The sequence below is a fragment of the Thalassotalea fusca genome (assembly GCF_053485835.1).
The window spans coordinates 1-19171 of record NZ_JBQRUN010000006.1 but is presented as its reverse complement, the minus strand read 5'-3'; the positions used below and the strand labels follow the sequence as shown (position 1 = coordinate 19171).

Below are 19171 nucleotides of genomic sequence, written 5' to 3'. Positions count from 1 at the left end.
TAAGGAATAATTGTGTTAAACCATTCTCCGTTATGGAAAAAGCTAATGGTGCTTTTCGTCATTATAGTTGGGACGCTGTATGCGTCACCAAACTTGTATGGCGAAGACCCAGCAGTACAAATATCAGGTCTGCGTGGCGTTGAAGCAAACGCAAGCACGTTAGATACAGTGAAGTCACAATTGGATGAGCAACAAATTAGCTACACCAGTGTGTCTCTTGAAAATGACCAAGTGTTGATAAAATTCGCGGATACTGAAAATCAACTGAAAGCCCGCGATTTACTTGATAATAATATTGGCGACAAATACTCAGTTGCGCTTAACTTAACGCCGGCAACGCCAGATTGGCTAGCAAGCATTGGCGGTGTGCCAATGAAGTTAGGATTGGATCTTAGCGGTGGTGTAAGCTTCACGATGGAAGTAAACATGAATGAAGCCGTTAACAAAGCGCAAGAAGGCATGGTAGGCGACTTTAGAAATGACTTACGTGGCGAAAAAATTCGTTATCGTGGAGTGAAAAAAGTTGGCGGCAGCATCGAAATTCAGTTTAGAAATGCAGAAGACTTAGATACAGCTGAATCGTTTCTTAAAAAGCGTTATCGTGATTTCTTGTTTGTTGATAATACTGACACATTAACTTTGTCTGCAACGATGACAGATCAAAAGTTGAAAGAAATCCGCGAATATGCACTTCAACAAAACATTACCATTATTCGTAACCGTGTAAATGAACTCGGTGTTGCAGAGCCATTGGTTCAACGTCAAGGCCAGAAAAATATCATTATCGAATTACCGGGCGTTCAAGACACTGCGAAAGCAAAAGAGATCTTAAACGCAACGGCAACGATAGAGTTTCGTATGGTAGATAGTGACGGTGATTTAGGTAGCGCACTAAATGGCAGAGTACCTGCAAGTTCACAGCTATTGTATGAACGCAATGGTACGCCAGTATTATTGAAAAAGCGTATTATGCTTACCGGCGATCATATCGTTGATGCAAACTCTAGTTTTGATGAATATAATCGCCCGCAAGTAAATATTACACTTGATTCGCCTGGTGGAAGTAAATTCTCTAATGCAACTAAAGACAACATTGGTAAGCCGATGGCAACTGTCTTTATTGAGTATAAACCGACAGATCGTGTTGACGCAGATGGCAACACAATCTTTGAAAAAATTGAAGAAGTTATTAGTGTTGCAACCATCCAAGCACGTTTGGGTAAGAGCTTCCGTATTACTGGTGCTGGCAGCCAAGCAGAGGCACATAGTTTAGCGCTACTATTGCGTGCAGGTGCTTTGATTGCACCAATTCAAATAGTTGAAGAGCGTACTGTTGGTCCTACGTTAGGTGCAGAAAATGTTGCATCGGGCTTCCAAGCGATCATGGGCGGCTTTGCTTTAGTCTTCATCTTTATGTTGTTTTACTATCGCGCATTTGGTGTGGTAGCAAACCTTGCCTTAACTGCAAACCTTATTTTGATTGTTGGTGTTATGTCGATGATCCCAGGGGCAACATTAACACTACCAGGTATGGCCGGTATTGTACTAACGGTTGGTATGGCTGTTGATGCCAATGTGCTGATATTTGAGCGTATTCGTGAAGAACTACGAGCAGGAAAATCAGTACAGCAAGCGATTCATCAAGGTTATGATGCGGCATTCTCAACAATACTTGATGCGAATATCACAACATTAATCGCGGCCATTATCTTATTCGCCGTTGGGACTGGGCCTATTAAAGGTTTTGCGGTCACGTTATCTATCGGTATTATTACGTCAATGTTCACAGCGATCGTTGGTACGCGTACTATTGTAAACAGTGTTTGGGGCGGTAAACGCCTTGAAAAGCTGCCAATCTAGGTGAAGTTATGCAATTAATTAGATTTAAAGAAACTGTCAATTTTATGAGCTATCGCAAGGTGGCAATGATATTCAGTGTTTTGTTAATGCTAGCTTCGATCGCATCGCTTGCTGTTAATAAACTAAATTTTGGCCTAGATTTTACAGGTGGTACTTTGATCGAAGTTGGCTTTGATCAAGCGGCCGAACTGAATCAAATTCGCCAAATTATGGATGCTAATGGCTTTGATGATGCCGTGGTTCAGTTTTATGGTAGTAGTCGTGAAGTAGGCATTCGATTAGCACAACGTGACGGTGTAAAAGCTGAAATGTTGGGCAATCAGGTGTTAGACATTCTCAGAGAAGGTACCGGACAAGATCTCGAAATGCGTCGCATAGAGTTTGTTGGCGCGAGTGTCGGCGATGAGTTAACCGAGCAGGGTGGCCTTGCGATGTTAACAGCACTGATTTGTATCTTAGTATACGTTGCGTTTCGCTTCGAATGGCGTTTCGCACTAGGTTCAGTATTCGCACTATTCCACGATGTTTTATTAACGCTTGGGTTGTTCTCGATTTTAGGTCTTGAATTTGACTTAACGGTTCTTGCAGCGATTTTAGCGGTTATCGGTTATTCACTTAACGATACCATTGTTGTATCAGACCGTATTCGTGAAAACTTCAGAAAAGTACGAGAGGGTGGCTCTGAAGAGATTATCAATATTTCTTTAACGCAAACGCTTAGCCGTACCTTCATTACGTCATTAACGACATTGTTGGTATTGATCGCATTGTTCTATCAAGGTGGCGCACTAATCCATGGTTTTGCGACTGCATTACTATTTGGTGTGTTCATTGGTACTTACTCTTCGATTTACGTTGCCAGCTCGATAGCTTTATCACTTGGTGTTTCAAAAGAAGATCTCATTCCAGAGGTCATCGAAAAAGAAGGCGAAGACCAAGAAGCAATGATGCCATAATTGCTTCATAAGTTTACGCGCACAAAGCCAGTCATATCGACTGGCTTTTTTATGTTCAGGACGAACGGTATGACGCAGTGCCATGGATGGCAAGGAGCGTCGATGTTCAGGACGAACGGCATGACGCAGTGCCATGGATGGCAAGGAGCGTCGATGTTCAGGCCTCGTTAAATCCTGAGCCTGTCGAAGGGCGGCAAGCTCAGGATTGGTCGGTTCCTGTATGACGCGTCCTTCGGTTGCTTCGCACTCAGGATGCACGGGGCTATATGGATGGCAAGGAGCGTCGATGTTCAGGCCTCGTTAAATCCTGAGCCTGCCGAAGGACGAGTATATTCATTCATCTTAAGCCTGACGAATGGCGCGCTCAGTCCGAAGGTTGCAGTTTAGGTGGTTAGAAAATTCCGTTCACACTGAGTAGGGGAACGACGTATCGAAGGGTGTTCGAAGAGTAATTTGCCATCTCGTAAGAATCGCAACGGCTTAATAGGAGCGCTTTGTGATTGTTTTATCTAAAAATTTTCAACCAAAAACCTAATGTACGAAAATTTACGTAAATAAAGCTTTTCTTTATTAACATCCTTTAGTACTATTACTCTAATCTTGACTGTCGCAACAAGTTTAATGCTCTTTCGACAGGATCGTTGTTTAATTTTTTATATTTTTGTGCTTCCCTTACAAGAATAGCTTTGCCGCGTATCTCACGCGGCTTTTTTTTGCCTGCATTTTTAACAAATGGAGTCGCTATTATTCAATTTCAGCCAACAATATCTCTTATCACTTTCGCGATGTTTATGTTGTACTCTTCACCTTTCACTGAAGCGATGATTTCGATAGGTTCAACAGTTAAATCGATCGATTTTGGTGAAATCTTACAATTGAGCTTCAAGCTGTAAAATACCTTTACGATAGGCTTTAATGGTTCTTCACGATTCCCTTCTATCACAATGGCAAGCATTTCGCTGCTAAGTTTAACGAGGGAGCCAACGGGGTTTACCCCGATATACTTAATGAATTTTTGTACAAGATCTTGGTCAAACAACTCGTTTTGGCTAATCAAATAACGGAGGGCTTCAATGGGTTGTACACCTTTTTTATATGCACTGTCGCCGGTCATTGCATCGTAAACATCAACTATGGCGATCATTCGAGAGAGTTTCGAAATTTTGTCTTTGCTAATCCCTCTGGGGTAACCACTACCATTTAATCGCTCATGATGATTCACCACCATATCGATTATAACGGGCGCATCAAAGCCATCGCGTTTACAAATATCATAGCCCCATACAACATGCTTCTTAACAACAGTCATCTCGTTGTTAGTTAAAGTGCCTGGCTTATCAATGATTCCTTTCGGAATTTTGGCGGTGCCAACGTCATGGAGCATAGCGCCCAACGTGATTTGTTCAACGACTTCCTTTTTAATGCCTAAAAACAAGCAAAAACCACACATCAAAACGCCACTGTTTATAGAATGTTCCCATTGGTAAGTAGAATGATGGCGAATGCGGGTGAGTATGGTCATGGCATATTCGTTTCTCGCTACAGATTCAGTGATCTCTCCAGCGAGTGTGCTAATGGCTTCAGGCGTTAAGTTTTGCCCAGCAGATGCGTTAAGAAACATTTCTTTAACGTGCTCTGTTGCCTCATCATAAATTTCACATGATCGGGCAAATTCATCTTCAACATTTTGGCTAAGTGGTGGGGCTTCATCATTTGCTGCGGCTTTTTTTCGTGCGGGTGGTTGATTGGCATCTGAAGAAGTTCGCGCTTCGTTTAGCGCACTTTCATAGGCAACAACGAGACTAGCAACGCCTTGTTGCCTTAGCTGCTTTATTGTTTCAGCAGACTTTACCAAGCCACGTGTTTTGACTTTATACTGGCTGTTGTTCCATACAACATCTTTAACGTACATCCCTATCTCTAATTCGTCGATTGTGATGGTTTTAAACATAGAATGTACGGCCTTGAATATTATTTTTATTATAGATGAGTATTTGTACCACGTTTTCACATTTTTACAATGCTGTAAGAATTAGTACATAAAACTTACATATTTCTAAAACATTTCTGTCATTTAACCGCACTAAAGTATGCGCAGTTTTTTAATCACATATAACTAAAATATTGCTGTCTTGGGAGACAATGATGGAATTAAAGAAAGCTTTTAAAGTGTCTGCAATTGCGAGTGCACTAATTTTAACTGCCTGTGGTGGCGACATTAAGGTTCAGCCGACAACGATCGATAACTCTGTTGACAATAGTGTAACAAACCCAGGTGGTGGTACTGTTACTCCTTCGTTCGAATGTGCTTCATATACACAAAACGGTTCAACTTTATCAGGTGCGGTTAATGGTGATGATTGTGTTTACTCGACAACTTTTGCATCTGATTTAAAAGAAATCACTAGCGACTTATACGTTCCTTCGATTCCAGGACGTCATATTTTCCAAGGTAGCTTGTTTATTGGGGCTGATTATGCGCCGGGCCAAGAATCAAATATTCCTGCTGTAGGTTCTACATTGACGATTGAGGCAGGTAGCACGTTGGTCTTTTCGAGTAATGATGATTACCTACGCGTAGCGCGTGGTTCACGTATTATTGCTGAAGGTACGGTAGATAAGCCGATCATTTTCACGTCAAATGAAGCCTTTGATGACTTAGATACTGTAGGTGAAGGCCCGAAATATCGCGACTGGGGTGGGATCATGATTAATGGTCGTGGTATCAACAACAAGTGTACAACAGCAGAGCGCGAAGCAGATACATGTAGCCAGAAAACGGAAGGTGCGGTGTCATACTATGGTGGTAACATCGAAGATGATAACAGCGGTATCTTGAAGTACGTTGGCATTCACTACGCAGGCTCAGGGCCTAAGCAAGCTGGGGCGGGTGATGACTTGAACTCGTTGTCATTATATGCGGTAGGTTCGGGCACAACGATCGACTACATTCATATTCACGAAGGCTATGATGACGGCGTTGAAGCATTCGGTGGTAGTGTAAACATGAAGCACTTAGTGTTAACACACAACCAAGATGACTCAGTTGACTGGGATGAAGGTTATACAGGCAAAATTCAACACGTGTTAGTAAAGCATGGTAACCAATTAGGTAACCGTGGTTTTGAAACTGACGGTGCTAAGTCTTCGCCTGCTGGCCAAGGTGACACAGATGAATCTGCATCAAACGTTATGGTTGCGAACGTTACTGTATTAGCTAACGATACAAGCAGTATTCGTGATGATGATGCGTCACGTGGCATCATGTTACGCGAATGGGGAATGGCGAAGCTTTATAACCTACTTGTGACTAACACAGGTACAGAAGGTTCACACCAGTGTTTCGAGCTAAATGATGAGAAAGACAAAGTAGATGCAGACGGCGTTATTGCAAATGCTAATGCAGGTAAAATCGTTGTTGAAGGTTCAATTGTCGCTTGTGGCATTAACTTCAAGAACCCTAAAAACAACCCTAGCTTTGACTTAGCGACATGGTGGGCTGCGCAAGGAAATTCAGCGCTTACACCTAGCCACATAGTTTACGCTACTGATGGATATCGTACAGCACTTCAAATGACAGACTCTGACGGTAATGCTGTTGAAGTTGCAGCGCCAGTTGATGTAAATGCAATTGACCCTTGGTTTGACCAAGTGGACTATGTAGGTGCTATTTCTGAAGCTGATACGACAAGCGATTGGGCAAAATGGGTTGATATGGCAATGCAAGTTGCTGCTGACTCAAGCTTTGCTTACTAAGCGATAGTTCATATTCGTACTGGTTATTAGGTAAAGGCACTAACATGTTTTAGTGCCTTTATCGAAATATGAATTATTTCTTATTTGAGGTAAATTGACATGAACACCAAAAATAATCGCTTTAACTTGAATAAGTTAACCTTGGGCCTTGTCGTTGCTTTTGCTTCTTCTCTTCCTTCACTTTCAAATGTAGCTATTGCGCAAGAAGATGATCAGGCAATTGAAGAAGTCGTTGCGGTTGCATCACGCTTACAAGGCAGCGCCGCTGCGGTCGTAGAAGAGCGTAAACAACAAGCATTTGTTGCCGATATCATGGGCGCAGAACAAATTTCTCGTTCAGGCGATAGTGATGCGGCATCGGCATTACGCCGTGTGACAGGTTTGACACTCGTTGACGGCAAGTATATCTATATACGTGGTTTAGGTGAGCGTTACTCTAGTACACGCTTAAATGGCGCAAACGTGCCTAGCCCTGACTTAACACGTAATGTCATTCCATTAGACATCTTTCCTTCAAGCATCATTGAAAGTTTGTCGGTACAAAAAGCATTTTCACCGAACATGCCTGCAGCATTTGGTGGTGGTAACGTAGACATTCGCACGAAAACGATCCCTAAAGAGTTCTTTTTTGATGTAGAAGTGTCTGTGGGCAAAGATTCAGCATCATCTGATGGATTCACTTATGCAGGTGGTGGTGATGACTGGCTAGGATCCGACGATGGTAGTCGCGTATTGCCTGCTACAATTTCTGCGGCATTTGACCGTTATCAAGCAGATTTCTCTATCGATAATATTATCAAAGTTGAGAACAACATTGGCGGTGGAAATTTATCAGCCGATGAAGCTCGCGCCATTAATAAAGGGCTTGCCAAATCGTTAAACCGCGATCAGGCGATTACCAAAGAGTCGTTAGACCCTAAATTCGGTGGCACAATCGCGTTTGGTAATTCGTTTGATGAATCAATGTTTGGCGGAACTTGGGGCTTCTTAACATCTTTAAGTTATGACAACGATTGGACACATGCTAAGCAAACGAGTGGTAAAACTGCTGATGGTGCGGGCAACAATGACTGTCAAAGCGCTGTTACCATTGCTTGTTATGACCGATTCGACGACAGTGAAAAAACGACGAATGAAATAAAACTTAATGGCATATTTAACTTAGGTTATGAAGTAGGCAGCCATAAAGTGTCGATGTCGAATATGTTTTTACGCAATACTGAAGACGAAGTTGAAGTTTCTCTTAGTCAACAACCAGACAACGAATTAACATTCGAAGATGGCAAAGTAACGCGTACACACACAACTAAATTTGAAGAGCGTGAACTACGTGTAATGCAGTTTCTTGGTCAGCACACGTTTAGTGATTACTGGGGAGTTGGTTTTGATTGGCAATACACTGATTCAACGGCAACCACTGATATTCCTAATGCTACCAGCTTAAAAGTACAGGATGTCTTTGATAATGGCGCATACCAAGAAAGCCGCGCTTTAGAAGTTACTAACCTGAATACACACAGCTTTGTTGAAATGGAAGACGACGTAGAGTCGTATGGCTGGAATGCTAGTTTGCCTGTGTTCACATCGGACTATGAGCTAGAGCTAAAAGTTGGCGGTGATTTCCTCGAAAAAGTACGTGATTATCGCACCGACGTATTTAGCTTCAACTTCAATGAAAGTGTGGCTCTTAACACTAATGCAGCCGATGTGCTTGGTATTGGTGGTGCGTTTACGGATAGCTTTATTGACAGTACAGATTTTGATTTTGTCTTTAGCGAGCCGAAAACAGATGATTACCTAGCGGCACAAATGATTGATGCTTACTATGGCTCATTTGATTTAGTTATTGATCAAAAATGGCGTTTTAGTGGCGGTATTCGTTGGGAAGAGTTCAAGCAATCTTCACTGGCGTTTTCTCGTCAAATATACAGCGTGACTGACTTTAACGATATATTCTCTCAAGAAAATATTGAGAATAGCGTGATGCGTGAAGACGATACATTTGGTGCATTAGCTATGACGTATTTGGCTGAAAATAGCCAATGGCGTTTAAGCTATGGCGAAACTATCGTCCGTCCAGATTTGCGTGAAGTATCGCCGGTTGAGTTTATTGACCCAATCACTGACTTAAAAACGGTTGGTGCTGAAGGATTGTCATCAAGCCCAATCAAACACTTTGATGCAAGATATGAGTACTACGGTGCCAATGGTAACAACTTCTCGGTTGCTGCCTTCTATAAGGACATAGAAACACCAATTGAGACTAAGTTATTGGTGGGTGACGACTCATATAGCTTAACTTACATCAATGGTGAATCTGCAGAAGTGTATGGTATTGAAGCTGAATGGCTCTATGACTTATCTGCTTTGAGCATGGACGGATTCTTCTCATCGGGTAACATCACGTTGAGTGATTCAGAAACAACGCTGGCAGCCGAAGATGCAGGTACGCAAAACCAAAAACGCCGTATGACAGGCCACTCGGAGTATGTTGTTAACATGCAATTTGGTTACGACTCTGCAAATGGTAACCACAGTGCGTCACTGGTTTACAACGTATTTGGTGAACGTATTCTGGCAGCAGGTGCGGGTGACCGTGGTGACGCGTTTGAACAACCGTTCCACTCACTTGACATGGTTTACACTTACTACCCAAGTTTTGCCAGTACAGTTAAGTTGAAAGTTCAGAATATTCTGGGCGAAGACTTTGAAGTACTACAAGACGATATCGTAGTTAAAAGCCGCGAAATTGGTACCGAAGTTAGCTTGAGCTACAAGTACAGTTTCTAAGCTCAGACTATCAAATTGTGAATAAGGCCACATGTGTGGCCTTTTTTGTTTTCCGGCTTACTGAGGAATAATGTGAATTTTCGATTAGGTTATTTCGTCGTTAGCACCATTAGAAGTTCAGGAGAATATTCGGCGAAACATTCACTTATGTTTACTTTGGTGTTGTGCAAAAAGAAGTTAAAAGCGGGGATGCCGTCAACCGATGTCGTAGTTGCTCTTGGCAGCCCTAACATCTTAAAAACAGCGCCTAATGGCAATGAAGTGTGGGTTTATGACAAGTTTTCTACTGAGCAGGTGTATCAATCGGCCGGTGGAGCACTTGGTTATTTTGCTGGAAATGGTGGTGGCATAGTGACGGAGACGCGAGGCAGCTCTCAAGTAAGCTCAAATACGCTTACTGCTATTATCAAATTCGACGAAAATAGTAATGTAGACACTATTGCATACCATCGAAGCAAGTTCTAAGTGGTGAGTACGTTGATGAAAAATATAATAAAATTTACAAGCATTTTCATCTGTTTATTCGTTGTATCTGGGTGTAGTTCTAAAAAGGCGCCAATGTCGACGCTTGAAATTAGAAGTATCCAGACAAAAGAGTATGACAGTACGAGCCAGTTGATGGTTTATAAAGCGTTAATCAATGCGTTGCTTGACCGAGGTTTCATTTTAAAAGCGTCTGATTCCCAAGCGGGTGTTGTTTTAGCCAATAGCACGTCAACGCAGCTCAATGGTGGTGAGGTGGTTAGCAAGGCGATCGCTACTTACCTAACGTTAGGTCTAAATTGGGTATTTGGTGACAATAATTTTGAAGATACATTACTCATTGATGTTTCAGCTAATGTGACGCAATTGGCCGGTATAACTAAGGTGAGAATTAACGCTGTTGCTAAACATATGAACAGCGAGGGTGAAATTATTGACTCTCAAATGATCATTGAGCCGCAGCATTACAATGCTATTTTTGAACAAATTGAAAAATCAGTGTTCTTAGAACAGAATTTGGACGTTTGATCTGCATGAAATAATAGCCGGTGCACATACAAAATGAAGAAATCATTTTATCTTGTGAGTGACTTTTACAAACGATGAGAAGATCATCCGGCTATTATTCTTTCATTATTTGTTGTGTTGTTAATATTCTGTTATTGTAGCGCAAAAATTAATGCTGGGATGCAACGAAACAATGAACAAAATCTTATTAACTATTCTTTGGCTTACCTCTATAGCGATCGCTGTATACGCAGGAAAGCAACTAAATACTCAATCAGCTAATCCAATTGAACTTTCACATTCAACATCCTCTGTCGCAAGTTGTCCTTCGACTGTTTCCAAATCTGTTGTTAAACCTGAACGATCGGCCTCGGTTGGCAAGTTGTGTTTGTTAGAACAACAACTGGCAAAAGCCAGTGTTAGCGATGTTGTGAATGATTTCCTTGATGCGCAAAAGTCGTCTGGCTCGATTGGGCTTGGAATGGAAGCGCAAATGAAATTTTATGTTGCGTTAAGCCAAATGAGTGAGGCTGAATTAGCGCACGCGCTAGATTTGGCTAACCAACATGGCAGTGATATGGAAAAAATTCAAATACTATCTACCATCCTTACAGAGTATGCGAAAATTTCGCCTCAGAAAGCCTTGAGATTTGTCGACAAAGAAATGCATGGCAATCAGTATACTTATATCGCAAGTAGTGTTGTGGTTAGTGCATGGGCAGTACAAGATCCTGATGCCGCATTAGCATGGTTTGTTGAGATGAGTAGTGCTAAGCAAAATAAAGCGGAAAAGTTCGCGCAAGATATCGCGTCGGTTTCAATATTTAGTGCTATGGCGAGAAAAGATATGAACTACGCTTTGAGCCAAATTGCCAATGTGCCGCAAGAAGAGAATATCTTAGCTAGCGTCGCAATGGGGATTACACAAGCAGTTGATGAAGATACAGATTTAAATCATGTATTAAATGAACTAAGCGCTTTCAATAGCCCTGCGATGGTAAATATGGCCATTAATCATTTAGTGACAAGAAAGCCCGAAGAAGTAGCAATGTGGCTTGATCAACAGGAAAGCTCCAAAGCTGTGGATAGCAATAGATTAACCGTCGTCAATCAATGGGTAACCTCTGAGCCAGATCAGGCAATGGCTTGGTTTCTCGCTGATAAAGAAGGAAAAGCGCGTGAGTCAGCCATTAACGATGTTACCAGGCATTGGGGAGCGAGGTCGCCAGCACAAGCTTTGGCTTGGCTGAACAAGCAAGAAAACATTAATACCGCTCAAGCGACTGAAAATGTCATTAATAATGCAGCCTATACTAACCCGAGCTTTACTGCAGAAAACCTTCACCGAATCACTGATGAAAAGAGTAGAAAAGCAATATCTGAGCGGTTGGTAGGCTGGTTTTATAAGCAAGACAAAGAAGCAACACTCGCTTTTATTGAAAGTTCGCCGTTTAGAGAGTCGTTAGAGCAAAAATTAGCGGAGCACAAAAAAGAGCAAGGGTATAACTAGAGCGTGTTGACCTTTGCTGTTCATTTTTGCAGCTGACAGTTTAGCATTTAGACTAGGCAGAGCCTTCGTCGTGTAGTTAATCTCGGCTTTGGCATCCTGCGTCGCTCTACCTCCTGCATCCATGCAGTCGTCCTCAAGTAAGGCGATAACACAGTATAAATGCCAAACGGGTGCTTCAATTGATCGCGCTTTGCTAATTGTTGCCTACATGGATGTAGGTACTTAGCGATAGCAGGACGCGGTAGCTGTGCTCGATTTTGACAACGAACAACTATGTTACAAACCGAGCGCCGCGATCAAAGCACGCTCAATTGAACAAAATTTGTACCTCAAAGATCAACACGCTCTAATCAATATTGAAAGGATGTTGAAAGGGCGGTAACAGCTTACTTCGAAAAATACCGCCCAATTTATCACCCTCCTTGACTCAAGTGATTAATGAAACACTTCACGACTAAATCTGAGGTGTTTGCCATTTGCCATCATTGAAGCAAAATGGTCACGTTCTATCGCGAGCACTGTTTTATGATCGCCCGCTTCTAAATAGATTCGCTCTTGTCCGTCCAACATTTCATCACACACATACGACATGTTATATGCTTCAGCTACAGGTGGAATGGCACCATGCTCACAATCTTCAAATAATTTATAAACATCTTGCTCTTTCATTAACTGGTAAGAACCCATCAGTTCGTCATTTAAAGCAGACAAACTAATCTTGTTTTTCGCTGGCAAGATGGCCATTACTTTACGATCTTCGTGATCTTGTAGTACGACAGCTTTCGCTAACTGTTGTGGAGGAACTTGCGCATTGATTGCGGTACCGATAGAGCTGTTGCTATGGTAGTGCTCAATGGTTTGATAGGGGATATGTTTAGCATCTAAATACTGCGCTAATCTTTTGGACATCGTCATAATAGCCTCCAGTAGAGAAAATGACTTATACAAAGTATAGAGCCATTTGTCAGTATTGCGAGTTACCGGCGATGTACTATTGGACGTGTGCCTTTACGACATTAATAGATCGCTTTGTCGATTCGACCGTTGTGTGTTGATTCAACTTTGAGCGGGTGTTTGATGTCTTTCCATGCTGTCACTTTACCGCCTTTATTCAGGTGGAAAAATTCACGGTCAGGCATTGGCAAACATAGGAAATTTGCAAGGCGTTTCATATCATCTGCATTGCTGATATCGATTGTGAGTAAACGATTTGTATATTGTGGGTGTTGTTGTGTGAAAAAGTGCTGGATTGATTGTTGATGCGCTAAGTAACAATGCCCAAGAAAGTTATCGTCGTTTATGTTTTCCAATGTAAATGGCGAAAATATGGTTTGATAACAACGCTTAATATGCGGATTAAAGCCACCATCCTCGCGTGTAACATTGATAAACATCCGATTTAACAACTGTTTAATTGATGGTAACCAAGGCTCAAGCGATCGCGTTAAATAGATAAACTGAGCATCTGGGTAATCGAATGCTAGTTTTTCAAAGTCACAAAATATTGGTGTATCGGCAATCACCTGGGCATCTGCAATTGTCTGCTTCGTATAAGCCGTGTGAGCGGTGGTAAAACCAAGCTCAAGCATAGTAGCACATAAGCTGGTTGTGCCTGTTCTGGGTAATCCAATGACAAAGATTTTGTTCGGCATGCAGAAAATATTACTTGATTAAGTACGCGTGATTGCTAAGTGCCGCTGATTATCTCAATATCAAGGTTGTCATTCAATGTTCACTCGCTTGTCACATTAACAATTTATCTTCTTATTTTACCAAATTGTCGATTTCTTTCATTTTGAACCTTGTCATAAATCTAGAGGTTAAGCGTAAGATTTTCGTCACTTTTTTGTCATTTAATAAAGCTGCAAAGTTACTGAAACATAAGTGTCACAAATTCACCTTAAACTTGTCCGCAAATTATTAGTTAGGTGAATACCTTCGCCCAAAGGAAAGGCGGAAGTATGAGCCGTTTGCATATTTGCCAAGCCAATTATTAGGGTTTTACTATGAAATTGTCCAAACTGGCGCAAGCGAGCATATTGTTTAGTGCATCCTTGTCGTTTTCTGGAATTACGGCTGCCATTCAGCCACAAAGTTCTGAGCTTAATCGTGTTGTGACTGAAGGAAAAAAAATTAACGAGTCTGCGAATAAGTCGCAACAGCGAGTTGATGAGCTAAGTGATCAAATTCAATCAAAGCTACAACAGTTTAAAACGGTTAATAAAGAAATAGATGGTTTGAATGTCTACAACCGTCAGATGCAGGCACAAATCGACAACCAGCTACAAGAACTTCGCCAGTTAGCGGTTTCTATGGAACAAGTCAGTATTATTGAACGCCAAGTTTCGCCACTAATGGCGCGAATGATAGACACACTATCTTCATTTGTTGCACTTGATATGCCTTTCCTTCCTGAAGAGCGCAGCAATCGAATTGCTGACCTTAAATCAATGTTAACGCGTGCAGATGTCGCTGTTTCAGAAAAGTTTCGCCGCGTACTCGAAGCTTATCAGGTTGAAGTTGAATATGGTCGCACAATCGAAGCTTACAGTGGTTTATTAACGCTTGATGGTCAAGAACGTGACGTAGACTTTCTACGTATTGGCCGAGTTGCTTTCGTTTATCAAACACGTGATGGTAAGCAACTTGGGATGTGGGATCAAACGAGTGGGGGCTGGCAACCTTTGCCTGCTGAGTATCGCACGCAAGTAAGCAAAGGTCTTCGCGTTGCTCGTAAGCAAATAACACCAGATTTAATCGTTGTGCCAGTTGCACAAAATTCTGCCGAATAAACTGAGCATAAGGATAACTATCATGAATAAACTTACCCAGTTATTTACCCGTGTAGCAATCGTATCAATTGCGACAGCGTCATTACATGCCAATGCGCAACAAGCGGCTAATCTTGACCAATTATTATCACAGCTTAAGCAGGGTCAAATAGCCCAAAGCGAACAAAATAAGCAGCGTGAAGCTGAGTTCAATGCGCGTAAGAGTGAACAAGAACAACTATTGCAACAAGCTTTTTCAACACGAGATCAAGCGATTTCTCTGAGTACTGAGCTGGAAGCACAATTTCAAAACAATGAGCAAGATATTGCGACAAGAACCGAGGCGCTTAATAAGCGTATGGGCGAGCTAAAAGAGTTATTTGGCGTATTGCAGCAAGTAGCGGGTGATACGCGAAGCAAATTTCAAACATCGGTTATTTCTGCGCAAATAGCAGGTCGTGGCGAATTCTTAGATGAATTTGCACAAAGCATGGCATCTACGTCAAAACTAGCATCAATTGAAGAAATTGAGCGTTTGTGGTTTGAACTTCAGCAAGAAATGACAGAGTCAGGCAAAGTACACCGGTTCACGCGTGAAGTGGTTGCAGCAGATGGTTCTAAGGCTAATCAGGAAATCATACGCGTTGGTGGCTTTAATTTGATTTCAGAGGGTAAGTATTTGGAATACATTGATGAAACAGGTTCGGTTGCTGAGCTTATTCGTCAGCCGTCTACTCGTCATTTAAATAGCACAGCAGCGCTATACGGTGCTGATAATAATGTTGTGCCTTTTTCTCTTGATCCAACAGGCGGCTCAATCCTTGGCCTATTAGTACAAGCACCAACAACAGAAGAGCAAGTAGAGCAAGGTGGACCAGTAGGTTATGTCATTCTAGGCATTGGTTTAGTTGGTTTGCTTATTGCGCTAGAGCGTTTTGTTACTTTATTCCTTATCGGCGCTAAAGTTAATCGTCAGCTTAAAGCAGATGTAGCAACCAATGATAACCCGTTAGGGCGCGTAATGATGGTAAAAGACCAGCATAAAGACGTTGATACCGAAACGTTAGAACTTAAATTGTCCGAGCGAATTCTGGCAGAAGTCCCCGTGCTTACGTCTCGTTTGACGCTCATCAAAATTATCTCAGTCGTTGCACCGCTTATCGGTCTGCTGGGTACCGTTACAGGGATGATCAATACCTTCCAAGCGATAACATTATTTGGTACGGGTGACCCTAAACTGATGGCAGGTGGTATTTCACAAGCCCTTGTTACAACTGTTTTGGGCTTAGTTGTTGCTATTCCAATGGTATTTATCTCAACGCTATTAAACACTCGCAGCAGAGGCATTATTAATATTCTCCAACAGCAAAGTGCGGGCATTATCGCCGAGCGCGCTGAGAAAGGAGCGTAAGTCATGGTTTTATTCATCGACCTGATGAATAGCATTCGTGAGTTTATCGACACTGGCGGCCCCATATTGGTCGTCATTGCCGGTGTCATTGGCCTAATGTGGCTGCTGATTTTTGAACGTTTGTACTTCTTTTTGAAAAGCTACCGTGGCATTCGAAATTCGGTAATCGCGCAATGGCAACAAAGAGACGAACGACACTCATGGAATGCTGAGCAAATTAGAACGGCGAATGTTTCACGCATATCAGCGATGTTAAACCAAAACGTTCCGTTGATTCACAGTTTAGTGGTGTTATGTCCACTTTTAGGTTTGCTAGGCACGGTAACGGGCATGATTGAAGTTTTTGATGTAATGGCTATTTCAGGTCACGGTAACGCACGTTCAATGGCTTCAGGTGTGTCGCGTGCAACCATTCCAACAATGGCGGGCATGGTGGGCTCATTGTCGGGCGTATTTATGGTGACGTGGTTACAGCGTACAGCAAAACGTCGTACTGAGTTATTGGAAGATAAGTTACCGATGGCGCACTAAGCGTTTTACGGCATTGGTAAAAAAGTAATAAAAGGTAGAGAAAATGCGTTCTCAATTAGCAAGAGTTTTACAAGAGCAAGAAGAAGCAGAAGAAATTAACATGACCCCAATGCTGGACGTGGTCTTCATTCTGCTTATTTTCTTCATCGTTACAGCATCATTTGTCAAAGAAGCAGGCATCGAAGTGAATCGCCCAGAAGCTGCAACGGCGGTGAAGAAGGAGCGAGCCAATATCTTGGTGGCCATCAGTGATAAAGGTGAAATTTGGATCAACAAACGTCGGGTAGATGTACGTGCGGTACAGGCTAATATTGAGCGGCTGAAAGCAGAAAACCCTCAGGGTACAGTCGTTATTCAGGCCGACAAAAAGGCAACAACAGACGTGTTGATCAAAGTGATGGATTCGGCTCGCGCCGCTGGTGTCTTTGACGTATCAATCGCTGCGCAAGAGGCATAGTCATGTTAGCAACATCAGGACGTTACTTGTTTGGATTGGTGCTGGCAGTATTCGTTACGTTGGCATTGTTGTGGGGTATGCAAGCGCTTATCGCTGGTGGCAGTAATGTATTAACTGAACCACCGCGCGGAAACGTGCTCGATTTCATTCGACTGAAAAAAGAAGAAGTGGTTGCTAAGAAAGAGCGCAAACCACAGAAGCCACCAAAACCGAAAGAGCCACCTCCGCCAATGCAAACGCCACAAATGCAGCAGGCAAACCCGAATGCAGATGCGATTAGCACGAGCTTTGCTGCAGATGTTCAAGCAGATACTGGCCTTAGTGGTGGGTTGAATTTGGACAGTGGTGATGGTGATTATCTGCCAATCGTGAAAGTTGCGCCTGTTTATCCAAGACGCGCACAATCGCGCGGCATAGAAGGTTATGTAATCGTTGAGTTTACCGTGACAAAAAATGGTTCAGTGCGTGATCCAATCGTCATTGAAGCGAATCCTGAACATATTTTTGATCGTGCTGCGCTCGATGCTACAATGAAATTTAAATATAAGCCCCGTGTGGTTGATGGTGTAGCCACTGAAGTGGCGGGCGTACAAAATAAAATCAGCTTTCAAATTGAAGGCTAATTGAGAGGGTACGGAAATGAAAAAATTAGTATTGTTATTACTAACACTAGGTGCTTGCTTCATTGCACCTATAACATTCAGTAGTCAGGTGCAGGCGGCTGATGATTCTGCAAAATCTGCAAGCAAGAGTACGGTGAAAGTGCCTGCAATGCGCAACCGTGTTTATACTCAGTTAGCGAGAGCGCAAAAGGTGGCTGATGATGGTGACCGCGCGGGTGGCTTAGCGATTTTGGATGAAGTGAAAGCGCGCATTGATAGCATGAACAGCTATGAGCAAGCGATGTTGTGGAACTTTTATGGTTTCATGTATTACGCTGACGAAAATATTAGTCAGGCTATCGCCAGCTTTGAAAATGTCGTTGCAGAGGAGGCGATTCCTGAGTCGCTTCGTTTATCAACGTTGTATTCATTGGCACAACTGTCTATGCAGCAAGGTAGTTTTGATCAAACTATCGCATACTTAGATAAATGGCAAAACGCAAACAGTAAGCCGCTAACAGGTAGTCAGTTAATGTTTTTGGCCAACGTTCATTATCAGGCTAAAGATTACAAAGCATCACTGATCTCGGTAAATAAAGCGATAGCATTAGTAGAAGCAAAAGGTGAGCAGCCTAAAGAGAACTGGTTGATATTACAGCGTGCCAATTACTATGAGCTAAAGCAACCTGAAAAAGTGACCGAAGTGCTAGAGCAGTTAGTGCGTTTATACAGTAAACCTGAGTACTGGGTTCAACTTGCTGGCATGTATGGTGAAACGGGTCAGGAAGACAAGCAGCTCGCTATAATGGAATCAGCCTGGCAAGCAGGTTATATCACGAGCGCTCAGCAAATTGTTACATTAGCGCAATTATATCGTTATCATGGTGTGCCATATAAAGCAGCAAATATACTCGAAAGCGCGATAGACAGCGGTGAAGTTGTCGCTAATGAACGCTATCTTGAAATGATAGCAATGGCATACATGGCGGCCAAAGACGACAAAAAGGCTATTCCTGCCTTAGAACAAGCATCAAAAATCGCTGAAAGTGGCAAGTTTGATGCGCAACTGGCACAGTCTTATTTGAATCTTGAACATTGGCAAGATGCCATTGTCGCTGCAGAAAAAGCGCTAGAGCGTGGCGGTGTTAAACGTGTTGGCGATATGCACCTGGTGCTTGGTATGTCACATTTTCATCTCAAGCAATTTGCCGAAGCATTAGATGCGTTTTCTGCGGCGCAATCTTATCAGGAGTCAGCGAAAACTGCCGATCAGTGGTTTAAATATGTTAAGCGTGAACAAGGACAATATGAACGTTTAGCAATGTTAAATTAAACTAATCACTGCGCTACTATTAAGTGTTCGAGGGACATTTAACTGTCCTTCGACAGCTCGTACCTCGCGCTCAGGACGTATATGGTCTCCTCCTGCTGTGCAAGTACTTTTTTGAAATAAACAGATGGCTTACGTATATCCGGCCTGTTTGTTGAGGTTACCCTCTGGCCTTGATGAATCTTTCGCACCCAGCGTCCTCATCGA

The 19171-nt window shown here is 42.5% G+C and carries 17 protein-coding genes; 14 read left to right on the top strand and 3 right to left on the bottom strand.

Annotated elements, in window-relative coordinates:
* Window positions 1-12 precede the first annotated feature (12 nt).
* The 3 genes from secD (at window position 13) to ACSLUK_RS09105 (ending at window position 3040) form a co-directional block, all read left to right on the top strand.
* Window positions 13-1860: a protein translocase subunit SecD gene (gene secD / locus ACSLUK_RS09115; protein ID WP_448548249.1), complete on the top strand. Its 1848-nt coding sequence runs from the start codon at window positions 13-15 to the stop codon at window positions 1858-1860.
* Window positions 1861-1868: 8 nt separating this feature from the next.
* Window positions 1869-2816 (top strand): protein translocase subunit SecF, encoded by a 948-nt coding sequence (gene secF / locus ACSLUK_RS09110; RefSeq protein ID WP_448548248.1) that lies wholly within the window; start codon window positions 1869-1871, stop codon window positions 2814-2816.
* 86 nt (window positions 2817-2902) lie between these two features.
* The gene (locus ACSLUK_RS09105; RefSeq protein WP_448548247.1) at window positions 2903-3040 is read left to right on the top strand and encodes a hypothetical protein; all 138 of its coding nucleotides are present in this window, start codon (window positions 2903-2905) and stop codon (window positions 3038-3040) included.
* 530 nt (window positions 3041-3570) lie between these two features.
* Here ACSLUK_RS09105 and ACSLUK_RS09100 read toward each other — a convergent pair.
* Window positions 3571-4767, bottom strand: coding sequence for a cyclic di-GMP phosphodiesterase (locus tag ACSLUK_RS09100; protein WP_448548246.1), 1197 nt, complete (start codon window positions 4765-4767; stop codon window positions 3571-3573).
* Window positions 4768-4958: 191 nt separating this feature from the next.
* Between ACSLUK_RS09100 and ACSLUK_RS09095 the strand changes: the two genes are divergently transcribed.
* The 5 genes from ACSLUK_RS09095 (at window position 4959) to ACSLUK_RS09075 (ending at window position 11862) form a co-directional block, all read left to right on the top strand.
* On the top strand, window positions 4959-6572 hold the full coding sequence (locus ACSLUK_RS09095) for a beta-helix domain-containing protein (protein ID WP_448548245.1): 1614 nt from the start codon (window positions 4959-4961) through the stop codon (window positions 6570-6572).
* Window positions 6573-6671: 99 nt separating this feature from the next.
* Window positions 6672-9362 carry a TonB-dependent receptor plug domain-containing protein gene (locus ACSLUK_RS09090; protein ID WP_448548244.1) on the top strand — a complete coding sequence of 897 codons (2691 nt, stop codon included), beginning with the start codon at window positions 6672-6674 and terminating at the stop codon, window positions 9360-9362.
* A 72-nt stretch (window positions 9363-9434) separates the two neighbouring features.
* Window positions 9435-9827: a hypothetical protein gene (locus tag ACSLUK_RS09085; RefSeq protein WP_448548243.1), complete on the top strand. Its 393-nt coding sequence runs from the start codon at window positions 9435-9437 to the stop codon at window positions 9825-9827.
* Window positions 9828-9920: 93 nt separating this feature from the next.
* Complete coding sequence (locus ACSLUK_RS09080) at window positions 9921-10373, top strand: hypothetical protein (protein ID WP_448548242.1); 453 nt, start codon at window positions 9921-9923, stop codon at window positions 10371-10373.
* A 172-nt stretch (window positions 10374-10545) separates the two neighbouring features.
* Complete coding sequence (locus tag ACSLUK_RS09075) at window positions 10546-11862, top strand: hypothetical protein (RefSeq protein WP_448548241.1); 1317 nt, start codon at window positions 10546-10548, stop codon at window positions 11860-11862.
* A 435-nt stretch (window positions 11863-12297) separates the two neighbouring features.
* Here the strand turns inward: ACSLUK_RS09075 and ACSLUK_RS09070 are convergent, their stop codons facing one another.
* Entirely contained in the window at window positions 12298-12777 is a 480-nt protein-coding gene (locus ACSLUK_RS09070) for an aminoacyl-tRNA deacylase (RefSeq protein WP_448548240.1), read from the bottom strand.
* A 101-nt stretch (window positions 12778-12878) separates the two neighbouring features.
* Window positions 12879-13514 (bottom strand): sulfotransferase, encoded by a 636-nt coding sequence (locus ACSLUK_RS09065; RefSeq protein WP_448548239.1) that lies wholly within the window; start codon window positions 13512-13514, stop codon window positions 12879-12881.
* A 354-nt stretch (window positions 13515-13868) separates the two neighbouring features.
* Between ACSLUK_RS09065 and ACSLUK_RS09060 the strand changes: the two genes are divergently transcribed.
* Genes ACSLUK_RS09060 through ACSLUK_RS09035 form a run of 6 tightly spaced genes read left to right on the top strand, consistent with a single transcriptional unit; the run spans window position 13869 to window position 18967 of the window.
* Window positions 13869-14654, top strand: coding sequence for a DUF3450 domain-containing protein (locus ACSLUK_RS09060; RefSeq protein WP_448548238.1), 786 nt, complete (start codon window positions 13869-13871; stop codon window positions 14652-14654).
* Between the two features lie 22 nt (window positions 14655-14676).
* The gene (locus tag ACSLUK_RS09055; RefSeq protein ID WP_448548237.1) at window positions 14677-16044 is read left to right on the top strand and encodes a MotA/TolQ/ExbB proton channel family protein; all 1368 of its coding nucleotides are present in this window, start codon (window positions 14677-14679) and stop codon (window positions 16042-16044) included.
* A 3-nt stretch (window positions 16045-16047) separates the two neighbouring features.
* Window positions 16048-16575, top strand: coding sequence for a MotA/TolQ/ExbB proton channel family protein (locus ACSLUK_RS09050; protein WP_448548236.1), 528 nt, complete (start codon window positions 16048-16050; stop codon window positions 16573-16575).
* A gap of 43 nt (window positions 16576-16618) precedes the next feature.
* A complete protein-coding gene (locus ACSLUK_RS09045; protein ID WP_448548235.1) occupies window positions 16619-17032 on the top strand; it encodes an ExbD/TolR family protein in 414 nt (137 codons plus the stop codon).
* A gap of 2 nt (window positions 17033-17034) precedes the next feature.
* A complete protein-coding gene (locus ACSLUK_RS09040; RefSeq protein ID WP_448548234.1) occupies window positions 17035-17655 on the top strand; it encodes an energy transducer TonB in 621 nt (206 codons plus the stop codon).
* A 16-nt stretch (window positions 17656-17671) separates the two neighbouring features.
* Window positions 17672-18967 (top strand): tetratricopeptide repeat protein, encoded by a 1296-nt coding sequence (locus ACSLUK_RS09035; protein WP_448548233.1) that lies wholly within the window; start codon window positions 17672-17674, stop codon window positions 18965-18967.
* Window positions 18968-19171 lie beyond the last annotated feature (204 nt).